A 14,421-nucleotide genomic window follows, 5' to 3' on the forward strand; every position below is an offset into this window, starting at 1 on the left:
TTATGAATACGATTATTTTTACAGTTGTTATTGCTCTGCTGATTGGTTTTGTTCTTGGCACTCTGTTAGGGCTTTTTAAAAAAATATTTTCAGTTGAAGTTGATCCAAAAGTTTCCCATGTAAGAGAAGCTCTTCCTGGCGCTAACTGCGGAGGCTGCGGATATGCCGGCTGCGATTCTTTTGCTGTGGCTGTTGTAAAAGGCGAAGCTCCTGCAAATGGATGCGTTGCAGGCGGACCGTCAGTTTCAGCGGCGTTAAATAAAATTTTAGGCTTGACAGGCGATGAATCTGATGCTGTAAAAAAGGCTGCAGTTCTTGCTTGCCACGGAACAAATGAATGCGCTGGAACAAAAGGAATTTACAACGGCGTTCAGACTTGCAAAGCTGCCCAGCTTTCTGTGAATGGAACAAAGCTTTGCGCTTTTGGCTGCATTGGTCTTGGCGACTGCGTTTCATCTTGTCCGTTCGGCGCATTGTCAATGGGAGACGACGGGCTTCCTCATGTTGATTATTCAAAATGTGTTGGCTGCGGAAAATGTGCAAAGGCTTGTCCGAAAAAACTTTTCAGCATTACAAACATTGAATTAAAAGGTCCTGTCGCGCTTTGTTCTTGCCATAACGACAATAAGCCTCAGATTAGAAAAGACTGTTCTGCCGGATGCTTTAAATGCGGAATTTGCGCAAAAAAATGTCCTGAGCAGTGCATTGATCTTTCTTCTGGAATTCCTGCGGTTGATTATTCAAAATGTACAAGCTGCGGAACTTGTGTTTCCTCTTGCCCTGACAAAGTTTTGAAATTCATGCAGGAACTTACTGCTGTATAAAATTTGTTTTATAGATAGGAGGTTTCTATGACAAATGTTCAGGTCATAAAAGAACTGACAAATTTAAAAACTTATTGTTCTGCAACTTCTTTGGATGTAGTTGAGTATGCAATAAAAGTTTTTCAGAAACTTGAAAGCTGCGGAATTTCAGAGCCGCTGGAAACTGAATTTAAGAAAGAGGAAGAAAAATGATAGGAACATTTTGGTCTTTAGTTCCGCCGGTCGTAGCAATTTGTCTGGCGCTTATAACAAAGGAAGTTTATTCTTCTTTATTTATCGGAATTTTAATTGGCGGTCTTTTTTATTCAGGATTCAGTTTTGCAGGAACAATAAATCATGTTTTTAAAGACGGGTTCGTAGGCTCTCTGTCTGATTCTTACAACGTAGGAATTTTGATTTTCCTTGTTATTCTTGGAATAATGGTTGCGCTCATGAACAAGGCTGGTGGTTCTGCGGCTTTTGGTGAATGGGCAAAAAAACGCATAAAGTCAAAAAAGAATGCGCAGATTGCAACTATTTTTCTTGGAATAATTGTTTTCATTGATGACTATTTTAACTGCCTCACAGTTGGAAGCGTAATGCGCCCGATTACAGACAGATATAAAGTTTCAAAAGAAAAACTTGCTTATCTTATTGATTCAACTGCGGCTCCAGTTTGCATTATTGCGCCTATCAGTTCTTGGGCTGCGGCTGTAACAGGATTTGTTGAAGGCGAAGACGGATTTCAGCTTTTTATAAAAGCGATTCCTTATAATTTTTACGCGCTTCTTACAATTTTTGCTCTTTTTGCAATTGTTATTTCCGGAGTTGATTTTGGTCCTATGAAAGGCTTTGAAGCTTTGTCATCTTCATCTTCTTCCAATGAACTTGAAGAGGAAAAACTTCCAACTGCAAAAGGAAAAGTTCTGGATCTTGTGTTCCCTATAATTTCGCTCATCGTTTTCTGCGTAATTGGAATGATTTATACAGGCGGATTTTTTGCTTCAGGCGAAGACCACCGCGGATTTGTTGCGGCTTTTTCTGGCTGTGATGCTTCTGTCGGACTTATGTACGGTTCTTTTGGCGCGCTGATTTTAACTTTGATTGTTTTTGTTTTGCGCCGTGTTTTGAGTTTTAAAGACTGCATGTCTTGTATTCCAGACGGATTTAAAGCCATGGTTCCTGCGATTTTGATTTTGACGCTCGCCTGGACTTTGAAATCTATGACAGACAGTCTTGGCTCAAAAGAATTTGTTTCATCATTTGTTCAGACTTATGCTTCTGGAATGCTGAATTTTCTTCCTGCGATTGTATTCGTAATTGGCGCGTTCCTTGCATTTGCAACTGGAACTTCCTGGGGAACTTTTGGAATTCTTATTCCTATTGTAGTCGCCGTGTTTAACGGAAGTGATTACAACCTTATGATTATTTCAATTTCAGCGTGCATGGCAGGAGCTGTTTGCGGAGACCACTGTTCGCCGATTTCTGATACAACTATAATGGCAAGCGCTGGCGCGGAATGTGTTCACGTGAACCATGTTAATTCGCAGCTTCCTTATGCGCTTTCTGTTGCAAGCGTTTCTTTTATTTGCTATCTGATTGCCGGTCTTGTAAAAAATCCAATTCTTCCTATTTTGTTCGGAATGATTGTAATTGCAGGATTTTTGTTTTTTCTTAAAAAACATCAGAAAGCAGAAGCTTAAACTTAGGAGTGTAACAAAAACTTTGACTGAAATAGCGTCAAAGTTTTTGTTCACAAGTTTGCGTTGCAAACTTCTTGTTGATTGCATATTCTCATTTCATTGCGAATATGCTTAAAAAGCCAAATCGAAAGTTTATACTTTCTCATTGACTTTTTATTGGAGTAAAAATGTCTAATGATAATTTAAATGCGGTTTATGATGCGCGCACTTTGGGAAAGCCTAGAATGCTTGCGCTTGGTGTGCAGCACATGTTTGCAATGTTCGGCGCAACGGTTCTTGTTCCGCAGCTTACGGGGCTTAGCGTTTCTTCTACGCTTTTGTTTGCCGGAATCGGAACTCTTATATTTCACTTTTTTACAAAAGGAAAAGTTCCGGCTTTCTTAGGCTCGTCTTTTGCGTTTCTTGCCGGCTACATGACAATCGCCCCGAATGGTGAAAAACATCTTTTGCCTTATGCATGTCTTGGCGTTGCTTGTTCTGCGGCTTTGTATTTTCTGCTTGCTGTTCTTGTAAAAGTTTTCGGTGTAAAAAAAGTAATGCGCTTCTTTCCGCCGGTTGTTACAGGTCCGATTATAATTTCGATTGGACTTACGCTTTCACAGTCGGCAGTAGACAATTGTTCAAGAAACTGGCTTGTCGCTTTTTCTGCGGTTCTTGTAATTGTTGCCTGCGTTATCTGGGGAAGGAGAATGATAAAAATTATTCCGATTCTTCTTGCGGCTGTCGTTTCTTATGTCTTTGCAGGAATTCTTGGCGAAGTTGATTTCACATCTGTAAAAAACGCGGCTTGGATTGGACTTCCAGTTATTAAAGAAAACACTGTTTTTGCAATTTTTGAAAATCCCGACACTTCATTAATTATAACTTCCATAGTTACGATTGTTCCGATTGCGATTGCAACCATGATGGAGCACATCGGAGACATTGCCGCCATTTCATCAACTGTGAACAGAAATTATTTTGAAAATCCCGGACTTCACAGAACACTTTTGGGAGACGGACTTGCAACTCTTGTAGCTTCACTTTTCGGCGCGCCTGCGAACACGACTTACGGCGAAAACACTGGCGTTCTCACTTTGTCAAGAGTTTACGATCCGCGTGTAATCAGAATTGCGGCAGTGATTGCGATTTTGTTTTCGTTCTCTCCAAAATTTGCGGCGTTAATAAGCGCGATGCCAGCTGCAACTTGCGGCGGAATTTCAATTGTTCTATATGGAATGATTTCCGCAGTCGGCGTAAGAAATATTGTTGAAAGCCAAGTTGATTTCAAGGATTCACGCAACGTAATTATTGCGGCTCTGATTCTCGTTCTTTCAATCGGAATAAAATATAGTTCCGCTGGAGCTGTAAACATTCACATCGGCGGACTGACTCTCGGACTTTCTGGCTTGGCGACAGGAGCTTTGGTTGGAATCATTTTGAATATGCTTTTGCCTGAAAAAAAGGCTTCGGAAAAAGAGTAATTTATGGAAAATAAAAATGTAGTTTTTTTAAATCATCCGTTGATTCAGCATAAAATTTCGATGCTCCGTGATGAAAAAACTGGAACAAATGAATTCAGAAAACTTGTTGAAGAAATTGCAGTTTTGATGGGATACGAAGCTTTGCGGGATCTTCCAGTTGAAGATGTTGAAGTAAAAACTCCGATTGAAGTTTGCAAAACGCCGATGCTTTCTGGAAAAAAACTTGTTGTTGTTCCGATTCTTCGCGCCGGACTTGGAATGATGAACGGAATGCTGACTCTTGTTCCTTCCGCAAAAGTCGGGCACATTGGTTTGAGCCGCAATGAAAAAACTCATCAGGCTGAAGAATATTATTGCAAAATGCCGGATTCTCTTGATCAGCGTCAGATTGTAATTGTTGATCCTATGCTTGCTACTGGAGGCTCTGCTGTTTCCGCAGTTGATTTTATAAAAAAGCGCGGCGGAAAAAACATAAAATTTATGTGCATAATTGCAGCTCCAGAAGGCGTTGACGTTCTGACAAAAGCTCATCCTGATGTAAAACTTTACATTGGCCACCTTGACCGCTGCCTGAATGAAAACGCATATATTTGCCCTGGTCTTGGAGATGCTGGCGATAGAATTTTTGGAACAAACTGATTCCTTATAAAAAAGCGTAAAATTCATGCTTCGTTGATTTTTGGCGGAGCATGAATCCACAATTGACTATTTAAGTATTTAGTTTTACTATAGATTGCTATGACTGCAAACGAGTTACGTTCAAAATATATTGAATTTTTTAAATCAAAGAACCATGTTGAAATTTCAGGCCAGTCTTTAATTCCTGAAAACGATCCTTCTGTACTTTTTACAACCGCCGGAATGCATCCGCTTGTTCCGTATCTTTTGGGAGAAAAACATCCGGCCGGAACACGCCTTACAGATTACCAGAAATGCATCCGCACAGGTGATATTGATGAAGTCGGCGATCCAAGCCATCTTACTTGCTTTGAAATGCTTGGAAACTGGTCTTTGGGCGATTATTTCAAGAAAGAATCAATCGGATTTTCTTACGAATTCCTTACAAGTCCAAAATGGCTCGGTCTTGATCCTAGAAAAATTTCTGTAACAGTTTTTGCCGGTGATGACAATGCTCCGCGCGATGAAGAGGCTGCTACTTACTGGAAAGAAAACGGAATGCCGGAAGACAAAATCGCATATCTTCCTGCAAGCGACAACTGGTGGGCTGCAGGTCCAACCGGTCCATGCGGTCCTGACACAGAAATTTTCTACTGGGTTGGCGAAGGACTTCCGCCGGCTGGCTCAAATAAAGGCACAGACAGCGAAAACTGGATGGAAATCTGGAACAATGTTTTTATGCAGTACAACCGCGTTGATGAAAAAACTCTTGTGCCGCTTCCAAAGAAAAATGTTGATACAGGAATGGGACTTGAGCGCACAAACTGCATCCTGCAGGGAAAAACTTCGGTTTATCTCACAGAAGTTTTCCAGCCAATAATTGCGAAAATAGAGGAACTTTCTTCCTATAAATACGGCACAGATGCAGAAAAAGACAGAAGCGTCCGGATTATCGCCGACCATTCACGTTCAGCGGTTTTTATTCTCGGTGACCAGAAAGGCGTTTCCCCTTCAAATGTCGGTGCGGGCTACGTTCTCCGCCGTCTGATCCGCCGTGCAGTCCGCCACGGAATGAAGCTTGGAATCGAAAAGAATTTTCTTGCGGAAATCGCGCAGGCAGTAATTGAGAATTTCAAGTGCGCATATCCGGAGCTTGAGCAGAACAAGGAAAAGATTTTCACGGAACTTTCCGCGGAAGAAAACAAATTCCGCGACACGTTGCGCAAGGGCGAGGCTGAATTCCAGAAGCTTCTTCCGAACCTGATGAAAAATCCAAAGAAGGAAATTTCAGGAAAAATCGCATTCAGGCTTTACGATACATTCGGATTCCCGCTTGAGCTTACTCAGGAGCTTGGAGCCGAAAACGGGTTCACCGTCGATGTCGAGGGATTCAAGGAGGCCGAGCGCAAGCATCAGGAGGCTTCAAAAACTCAGGATGCCGGAGCTGCAAAGGGCGGACTTGCCGAACAGTCGGACACAACAACAAAATACCACACGGCGACTCACTTGCTTCAGCAGGCGCTTGTCAATGTTCTTGGAGATAAGGTTGCGCAGAAAGGCTCGAACATCACGAATGAGCGTATGCGCTTTGACTTCACGTTTGACCGCCCGATGACAAAAGAGGAAATCCAGAAAGTTGAGGACATTGTGAACGAGCAGATAAAAAAAGATTTGCCGGTTACAATGGAAGTCATGCCGCTTGAAAAGGCGAAGGCGGAAGGCGCGCGCGCACTGTTCACGAACAAATACGGCGAGGATGTAAAAGTCTACACAATCGGCGAAAAGGACAATTGGTTCAGCAAGGAAGTCTGTGGCGGACCGCACGTCCAGCACACGGCGCAGATCGGCGAATTCAAAATCCAGAAGGAGCAGTCATCTTCCGCAGGAGTGCGCAGAATCAGAGCCGTAATTTCCGGCGGTCTTCCGTTGGAAAAATAATTGCGTAACCTAACTGAATAATAACTGTTTATTAATAAATGAATTATATAAGGATGAATTTTCATGAAAAAAATTTCTATTGGACTATTGATTTTTTTTGCTGCATTCGGAGCTTTTGCCCAAAGTGATTTGCAGCCTCTTGCAGTTGTAAAACTTAATAAATCAGAAACAATTACTGTAAAGCAGCTCAAGACACGCGCAAGTTTTATTCAAAAGCAGTACGGAATGGAATCTCTTCCTATTGAGCAAAAACAGGCTCTTTTGGAAAATCTTATCGCTGAAAAATTGATTACTCAGGCGGCGGCAAAAGAAGGTCTTTCCGTTACAGACAGCCAGGTTGATGACGCTTTCTTGAATACTTTTAGCCAGCAGCTTGGAACTCGTGTTTCAGAAGCTCAGCTTGAAGACTTGATAAAAAAGCAGACTGGAAAATCCCTGGATGAATATATAAAAGAATACAGCGGAATGTCAAAGTCTGAATACAAGGCTTACTTGAAAAATCAGCTTATCATTCAGCAGTATGTATTTTCAAAAAAACAGTCTGAAATTCAGGCGGTAGCAGCAACTGATGAAGAGATCCGCAATGCTTATGAAATGAACAAGTCAACTTTTGTTTGGAACGACATGATGAAACTTTTCCTTGTTATGGTTCCAAAGGGAAGCAATGATATGGCGGCTCGTGCTTTGGCAACAGACTTGAGAAACAAGTACAAAGGCGATTCTAAAAAATCCGAAGAGATTAAAAATTCAAACGAAAATGGAACTAATTACAGAGCTGGCGACATTACAGTTGCAAAAACAGCTCAGCAAGCGCAGCAGCTTGGCTGGTCAATCGACAAGCTTAATGAGCTCTTTGGAAAATCAGCTGGCTATCTTTCTGAAGTTACAGAAACTGCTTCTGACTTCCAGTTTTACGCTGTCCTAAAAAAATATGATGCAAAAATGCTTTCAATCAGCGATGTTGTTCAGCCGGAAACAACTGTAACTGTTTACGATTATCTAAAGCGCAACATTACTTCTCAAAAACAGAGCCAGTATTTTACAGAAGCTGCCCAGGAAATTTCAAAGTCGCTTGATATTCCTTCAAATGTTGAGCGCAAAAAAACTGGCGACGCTCTAAAAAAGCTCCTTAATTGGCAATAGGAGTTTGTTGTGTCCAGAAGAAATGGTCGTATTTTTGCAGTTCAGGCTTTGTATTCCTATGATGTCGGCAAGGCGTCCCTTGATGATTTGCTAAAGCTTGAATGGCTGAAAGAAGATTCTGAAAATAATTCAAATGGAAAATTTGTTCTGCCCGAAACTGTAACAGAAAATTCTGAAACTGAAGATTTTTCCCAGTCGCGGGCGGAATCTTATGATTTTGCACGTTTGCTGATTTCAGGAACAATAAATCATATTCAGGAAATTGATGAAAAAATAAAGGCGCATTTGACTGCAAACTGGAATTTTGACCGCTTGAACAGAGTTACACTTTCTATTTTGCGTATCAGTGTTTTTGCCTTGCTTTATCAAAAAGAACTTAAGCCTACAATAATTATTGATGAAGCCATTGCAATTTCAAAAGAATTTGGAACAGACGATTCTTTTAAATTTATAAATGCAATCCTTGATACAATCAGCAAAGAAGAGGTAGCGTGAGCAAAAAATCAATCTGCGTTGCGGCTTTTTGCTGCTTGGCTGCAGTTTTAATTTGTTCGTGCTCTTCTCATTCTGAAGGTTCATCTTTTACTTCCGCACTGGATTCTGTTGATGCTGCTGTTTCTCAGAATTCTGCGGAAGATGCTTTAAAAGCACTAAAAAAACTTGAAAAAAAAGCCTATGCTTCCTACGAATATCTTGGAATTGCAAAACGTTATTTTTTTCTTGGCGAAACAAAATCCGCAGAACGTGTTTTAAAAAAAAGTCTTAAAAAAAATCAAAAAAATCCAGAGCTTTCCGCTGTGTATGCGAATTTTCTTTTGCGGGAAAATCGTCTTGAAGAAGCGTTTCAAATTTCACTTTGCTTAAAAGATTCCAGATATTCTTCGATTTATGCGGAATGTGTTTTAAGAAAGGCTTTGCTTGCTGTAGAAAATGGCGAGCCTGTTTTAAAATCAGCATTCAATTCTGTTTCATCAAAAAAGAAAAATAAATCTGCGGAAATAAAAACTTCGGAAGAAATAAAAGAAATTTTTTGCAATCCGGCTTTTATTTCTGTGTACAAAAACGCTTTTGACGGTTCAGATGAAAGCATTTGGATTTTTAATGCCGCTTCAATTTTTATGCGCAGCGGTGAATTTAAAAATGCTGTTGCTTTGTATCCAAAGAAAATTTCGAGCGGCAAGGAAAGTCTTTTTTGGGGCTGTGTTTTTTTTGATTCAGGACTTTACGCTGAAAGCATTGCGGCTTTGGAAGCTAGTTCAAAACTTGCTTCGTTTGCGGAAAAAACTGATTTGACTGCAAAGATTGAAATTCTTTCGCTTGAATCGGACGGATTTTATATTGAAGGCGAGGAAAATTCTTCTGAAGAAATTCGGCAGAAACTTATTCAGAATTTCAGCGAAATTCCGCCGCGGATATACATGAACAGTGCGATGTTTGCCAAACGGAACGGGAACTTTGAAACCGAGCAAAAACTTCTTGATTTTCTTTCTGTTAATTTCCCTGATTATTTGCCTGGGCTTGCGGCTCTTGGAGAATTTTCACTTGATCAGATAAAAAATCAGCATGAAGATTTTCTTTCGCAAAAAATTAGAAACGCCGGATTAAAAACTTTGAGCATGGAAAAAAAAGACAAAGTTCCGGTTGTGCCTTTTGATTCCGTTCTTGAAAAACTTGATACCCTTATTGCATCCCAAAATTCAGAAGCCTTGGTTTTAAAGGACGCGCTTGTTGCTCAAAAAAGCAAACTTGACAAAACTGAAAAGCCTGTTTCTGATATTTGGCTGATGCTTGAAAAAAATGTTTCCGCGGAAAATATTTATCCTGAATCTGTTTTAAAGCACTGCGTTTTTTCTCTTCTAAACGAAAATTCCGAGCCGGATGCAGAAGCTCTTTTTGATTCTTATTATAAGTCGAAGTATGATTTTTTGCCTGAAGATTCTCCGGAAAATCTTGAGCTTTGGGAATGTGAACTTTGCGCCTGGTTCGCCTGTAAAAAGGAAAATTTTAAATCTGGAATTTCTCTTTATAATTTTATCGCTGAAAATTATGGAAACCGAATCGCCGCATTGAATTCATCTTCAAAAAATTCTTCAATTATAAATGCGTTTGTCAATCTTGGCGTTTTGTATGCTAGCGTTGACCGCCTGCCAGAAGCTTTGGATTCGCTTAACACGGCTTCTGCAAAATCATCTGAAGGAAAAGAAAAGGCTGAAATTTTGTTTAGAATTGCGCAGCTTGAATGGAAGCAGGGAAATTTATATGGAGCTTCAAGGGCTTTAAAATATGCGCTTTCGTTGGATTCTGAAAATAACAAGGTGCGTTTGCTTCAGAAAAAAATTCAAGCGGAAAAATGAAACTTATTTTCTATAGAATTTGACTTTAAGGAAAAAAATTTGTATTTTTATAGTGTAAAAAAAAGAGCGTGCCTAATTTATGTTGTACGCTCAAAATTTTAAAAAATTTTCAAATATAGATTTGGAGGATTTAAATGAAAGTAAAACCATTGGCAGACAGAGTTTTGGTAAAGCAGGTTGCCGCAGAAACAAAAACAGCTGGCGGACTTATTATTCCAGACACAGCGCAGGAAAAAACTCAGCAGGCTGTTGTTGAGGCTGTTGGACCTGGAACTGAAAAGGAAAAAATCACTGTAAAGCCTGGTGAAAAAATTTTGTATGATAAGTATGCTGGAACAGGAATTAAGATTGACGGCGAAGACTATCTTATTCTTAAAAACTGCGACATTATTGCTGTTGTAGAGTAATTTTTTGTTTTTAGTGGGGCATTTTGACTCACTTTGAATCAACACTTTATGGGCTGTGTCATTTTGATGCAGCCTTATTTGTTTTTAAAGGCTTTTAAAATCTAAAAAACTGCATTCAAATCAGCTTTTTTACTGTTGAAACGTAAAAAGTTGCTTACCCTTAATTTCGAGTTTTATAATTTAATGTCATTATCGGGCTTGACCCGATAATCTATTGAAAATTTTCAACAGATTCCAGTGTCGTAGCACGGGAATGACACTTAAACTACTGTCATTATCAAAACTCGATATTTGGGCTGTTTATTTTATTTTTTTTCTTGCTTTTTTGTATGACTTGGCACGTTTTATGCTATTTATTAAGTAAATAAAAGCATACTGGAGGCAAAAAAATGGCTAATGTTTCAGCAAAAGATTTAGACGTTGTGAGGATTCATCTTAATGAAATAACGAAGATTCCTCTTCTTACGAATGACGAAGAAACTCAGCTTGCAACAAAAGCCGCTGCTGGGGACAAAGCTGCAAGAGACAAACTTTTGACTTCCAATATGCGCTTTGTTATAAAAATTGCTTCACAGTATTTGAACAAAGGTCTTGAATACGAAGACTTGATAAGTGAAGGCTATCTTGGACTTATGAAGGCGCTTGATCATTTTGATGTAAGCAAAGGTTATCATTTTATATCTTATGCTGTTTGGTGGATTCGCCAGAGCATAATGAAAGCGATTGTTGATTTTGGCCGCCCGATTCGCCTGCCTGTAAATAAAGATGCTGAGCTTACTGAAATAAAAAGAGCGTGCCACAGTGTGAATCCGCATGGAAAAAAATCCGAGGAAGAAGAGCTTGAAGAAGTTGCGCTTAAACTTGGAATGACAAAGCACCACATAAGAGAAATGCTTAATATTTCGCAGGAAATGATAAGCTTGGATTCTCCTGTTGGCGGCGATTCTGATACTGCTCTTGTTGATACAGTTTCTGCCGGAACTTTTACACCTGAAGATGCGGCAATTGATGCTTCCTTGAAAACTGAAATTGACAAGGCTCTTGCGGGCTTGGATAAAAAGTCTATTGAAGTTCTTAATATGCGCTACGGTCTTAATGGTCAAGGCGAACGAACATTAAAAGAAGTCGGCGAGAAAATGAATCTTTCAAGAGAGCGTGTCCGCCAGATTGAAAAACATGCGATTGCAAAAATCCGTGCAAACAAAATCTGCGATATTTCTCTTAAGGATTACGTTGCTTAAGCTGGCATAAAGCGTCGTAACGTGTGGTCTTGAGAATTTCTTTATCACGGCTTAAGTCGGCTATGTTCAATGCAAAATATCCTGACTGGGCTGTTCCAAAAACTTCTCCAGGACCGCGCAGCTTTAAATCTTCTTCTGCAATAAAAAATCCGTCGTTGCTTTGATGCAGTGCCTTTAATCGTGATATTCCAGTTTCGGTGATGTTTTTGCTGTAAGTTAAAAAACAGTATGACTGAAATTTTCCACGCCCGACTCTTCCGCGCAGCTGATGAAGCTCCGCAAGTCCAAAACGTTCGGCGTGCTCAATTGCAATGCAGGTTGCGTTTGGAACATCGACTCCGACTTCAACAACTGTTGTTGCAACGAGAACTTGAATGTTTCCGCTTGAAAAATTTTTTAGTATTTCAGCTTGCTGCTCATCGTCAGTTCTTCCGTGGATAAGCGCGCATTTAAAATTCGGATAAACTTCCTTTGAAAGAAAATCAAACATTTCTTCTGCGGACTTTAAAGAGGCTTTGTCTGTTTGTTCTGCCTGCGGATTTTCTGCGATTCTTGGATAAACAAAATATGCCTGATGGCCTGCATTCAGTTCTTTTCTTATGGCTTCGTAAACATTGCGTTCGTTTCCAAAAACTGTAAGATAAGTTTTTACAGGAAGCCTTCCCTTGGGCATTGTTTTTATCACGCTTGTGTCAAGGTCGCCGAATGCAGTCAGCGCCAATGTCTGCGGAATCGGTGTTGCGCTCATCATTAAAAGATCCGGAGAATGCGCCATGTGCTTGAATGAGATTCTTCCCTTTGAAATAATCGATTCTCTTTGCGTTACTCCAAATTTATGCTGCTCATCTATTACCGCAAGCTGAAGATTTTTATACTGTGTGTTTCTGCTGAAAAGCGCATGAGTTCCAATTACAATGTCAATGTTTCCGTCTCTAAGAGCATTTAAAAGAGGCTGCCTGCCAGAAGCTTTTAAATTTCCTGTGAGAAACGCTGTTTTTATTCCGGCTGGCTCTAAAAGTTTTGCGGCGTTTTCTGCGTGCTGGCGAGCAAGAAGTTCTGTGGGAGCAAGAATAGCGCATTGTCCGCCGTAGTCAATTGTCCGTGCGCAGACAAAAAAAGATACAAGGGTTTTTCCAGAGCCGACATCTCCTTGCAAAAGCCGCTGCATGGAAAACGGAGGCTTTGAAAGTTTTTGCGGAGCATTCAGCATTGTGTTGCATTCCGTTTGGCTTTTATCAATGTCGCGGTTCATTTCTAAAATTGAATTCATCTGATCCAACGTAAGCTCAAAATTCAGGCTGCTGAAAATTTGCTTTTGACGCGGCGAAAGGCTTTTCTGGAATTCATTTTTTATCTGCTCAAGTCCTGTTTCTGAATCTGGCGTGGAAAAGTACGGATATGCTTCTGGAACAAAATCCTGCAAAGGCAAAGTTCCGCGGTGCATAAGAGCGCGTTCGAGCATTTTGTATTCAAAAAGATAAAGCTCTTCGTAAATTAAAGTTTTTCTAGCTTCCTGCGCCTGATTCAAATTTTGCGGCTGATGAACAAAAAGAATTGCTTCGCTTTTATTTAAAAGATTCCGCTCTTTTATGATTTGCTCTGGAATTTCATTGCTTATATTTTTTGCGTATTGCCTTAAAGCCTGCGCTACAGTTTTTCTGTAGACTTTTTGCGTGAGCCCTTCTGTAAGCGGATAAATTGGAATTACCGCGCTGTCTGGAACTGGAATGTTTTCAAAATCCTCTAAGTTTCCGTCGAACGAAATTCTTGTCGCTTCAAAAGATGAAGACTGAAGCTCGTTGTATTTTGTTTCAAATTTTCCAGTTACGGCGATTATGCTTCCTTCTGGCAGTGATTTTGCAAGAAAGTCCCGGTTGAATGCAACAAGCCAGGCATTTGCGCTTCCGTCGCTTATTGCGATTTTCAAGGTTTTCATTTTGCCGTAGCCAAACCACTGGTGAGCCGTCACTTTGCAGATTGTGTGGACTTTTGGAAAATTTGCGTAATCCCTTAGCTGAATCCGCTTAGTTCTGTCTTCGTAGTCGCGTGGAAAAACAGAAAGCAAATCGGCTACTGTGAAAATATTTAGGCTGGCGAATTTTTTTGCCGCTGCCGGACCTACACCAGAAAGTGTTTCTACAGCGGCTCCAAGTTCAGAAAGAATCATTTATAAAATTATCGACAAAATAAGTGCTAAAAGAATTCTTAATGCAAACTGCAAAAATAAAAGGGCGATTATTGAAATTATCAAGGCGGCTTTGTAAGTTATGCGTCTGCCCATTGCGAATGTTCTTGCGATTCTGTAGACAATCGGTGAAATTGAGCTGTCAATTTGGTTCGCCATGAATCCGCTTGTGTTGTAAGAATCTCTGTTTATCATTATCAAAATAAGTCTTATTGCAAAAAGGATTATCAAAAAGAAAATGAGCGATGACAGAATTGAAAAGAAAATCCCAAGAATCATTGCCAGAATCATCTGGAGGTTTATGTAGCCTCCGTTTGCAAGGCTTGAAAAAAGCTGGGAGCCTGCGCCTAAAATGCACAAAGCGAGAGCGGGGCTAAAGTCAAAGCTTCCGAACCTAAGCCATTTTATTCCGCGGAAAAGATTCATGTACGGATCGCATATTTGCGCCAGAATGTCCGCCGGTTTGCTGTATGAATAATTTGGAATCCAAGTGATTATTATTCGCAAAAGACATAAAAGAGAATATAGCGATAAAAATGCTGAAATTATTCTTAAGATAAACATGG

The 14,421-nt window shown here is 40.1% G+C and carries 13 protein-coding genes; 11 read left to right on the forward strand and 2 right to left on the reverse strand.

Features of this window, described 5'->3' with window-relative positions; genetic code table 11:
* Positions 1-2 precede the first annotated feature (2 nt).
* From Q0N70_RS03200 to Q0N70_RS03250, 11 genes are all read left to right on the forward strand, one after another.
* Entirely contained in the window at positions 3-824 is an 822-nt protein-coding gene (locus Q0N70_RS03200; RefSeq protein WP_294013795.1) for an RnfABCDGE type electron transport complex subunit B, read from the forward strand.
* 27 nt (positions 825-851) lie between these two features.
* On the forward strand, positions 852-1,016 hold the full coding sequence (locus Q0N70_RS03205; RefSeq protein WP_013700716.1) for a hypothetical protein: 165 nt from the start codon (positions 852-854) through the stop codon (positions 1,014-1,016).
* Positions 1,013-2,506, forward strand: a complete 1,494-nt coding sequence (locus Q0N70_RS03210; protein WP_294013802.1) for a Na+/H+ antiporter NhaC family protein — start codon at positions 1,013-1,015, stop codon at positions 2,504-2,506. The genes Q0N70_RS03205 and Q0N70_RS03210 overlap by 4 nt, the downstream gene beginning before the upstream one ends.
* Before the next feature lie 167 nt (positions 2,507-2,673).
* Entirely contained in the window at positions 2,674-3,969 is a 1,296-nt protein-coding gene (locus Q0N70_RS03215) for a uracil-xanthine permease family protein (protein ID WP_294013805.1), read from the forward strand.
* A gap of 3 nt (positions 3,970-3,972) precedes the next feature.
* Entirely contained in the window at positions 3,973-4,608 is a 636-nt protein-coding gene (upp, locus tag Q0N70_RS03220; protein WP_294013808.1) for a uracil phosphoribosyltransferase, read from the forward strand.
* 99 nt (positions 4,609-4,707) lie between these two features.
* Positions 4,708-6,525: an alanine--tRNA ligase gene (locus Q0N70_RS03225; RefSeq protein ID WP_294013811.1), complete on the forward strand. Its 1,818-nt coding sequence runs from the start codon at positions 4,708-4,710 to the stop codon at positions 6,523-6,525.
* Positions 6,526-6,588: 63 nt separating this feature from the next.
* Positions 6,589-7,668 carry a SurA N-terminal domain-containing protein gene (locus tag Q0N70_RS03230; protein ID WP_294013813.1) on the forward strand — a complete coding sequence of 360 codons (1,080 nt, stop codon included), beginning with the start codon at positions 6,589-6,591 and terminating at the stop codon, positions 7,666-7,668.
* 9 nt (positions 7,669-7,677) lie between these two features.
* On the forward strand, positions 7,678-8,163 hold the full coding sequence (nusB, locus tag Q0N70_RS03235; protein WP_294013815.1) for a transcription antitermination factor NusB: 486 nt from the start codon (positions 7,678-7,680) through the stop codon (positions 8,161-8,163).
* Positions 8,160-10,022: a hypothetical protein gene (locus tag Q0N70_RS03240; RefSeq protein ID WP_294013817.1), complete on the forward strand. Its 1,863-nt coding sequence runs from the start codon at positions 8,160-8,162 to the stop codon at positions 10,020-10,022. The genes nusB and Q0N70_RS03240 overlap by 4 nt, the downstream gene beginning before the upstream one ends.
* Before the next feature lie 134 nt (positions 10,023-10,156).
* Positions 10,157-10,429 (forward strand): co-chaperone GroES, encoded by a 273-nt coding sequence (locus Q0N70_RS03245; RefSeq protein WP_013700724.1) that lies wholly within the window; start codon positions 10,157-10,159, stop codon positions 10,427-10,429.
* A 389-nt stretch (positions 10,430-10,818) separates the two neighbouring features.
* Positions 10,819-11,670, forward strand: coding sequence for an RNA polymerase sigma factor RpoD/SigA (locus tag Q0N70_RS03250; RefSeq protein WP_294013819.1), 852 nt, complete (start codon positions 10,819-10,821; stop codon positions 11,668-11,670).
* On the opposite strand, the gene recG is transcribed toward Q0N70_RS03250, so the two are convergent.
* Positions 11,651-13,837: an ATP-dependent DNA helicase RecG gene (gene recG, locus Q0N70_RS03255; protein ID WP_294013821.1), complete on the reverse strand. Its 2,187-nt coding sequence runs from the start codon at positions 13,835-13,837 to the stop codon at positions 11,651-11,653. The two genes, Q0N70_RS03250 and recG, sit on opposite strands and share 20 nt — an antisense overlap.
* Positions 13,838-14,419 (reverse strand): YggT family protein, encoded by a 582-nt coding sequence (locus tag Q0N70_RS03260; protein ID WP_294013823.1) that lies wholly within the window; start codon positions 14,417-14,419, stop codon positions 13,838-13,840.
* Between the last annotated feature and the right edge of the window lie 2 nt (positions 14,420-14,421).

It is taken from the genome of uncultured Treponema sp. (genome assembly GCF_945873775.1).
Lineage (GTDB): Bacteria > Spirochaetota > Spirochaetia > Treponematales > Treponemataceae > Treponema_D.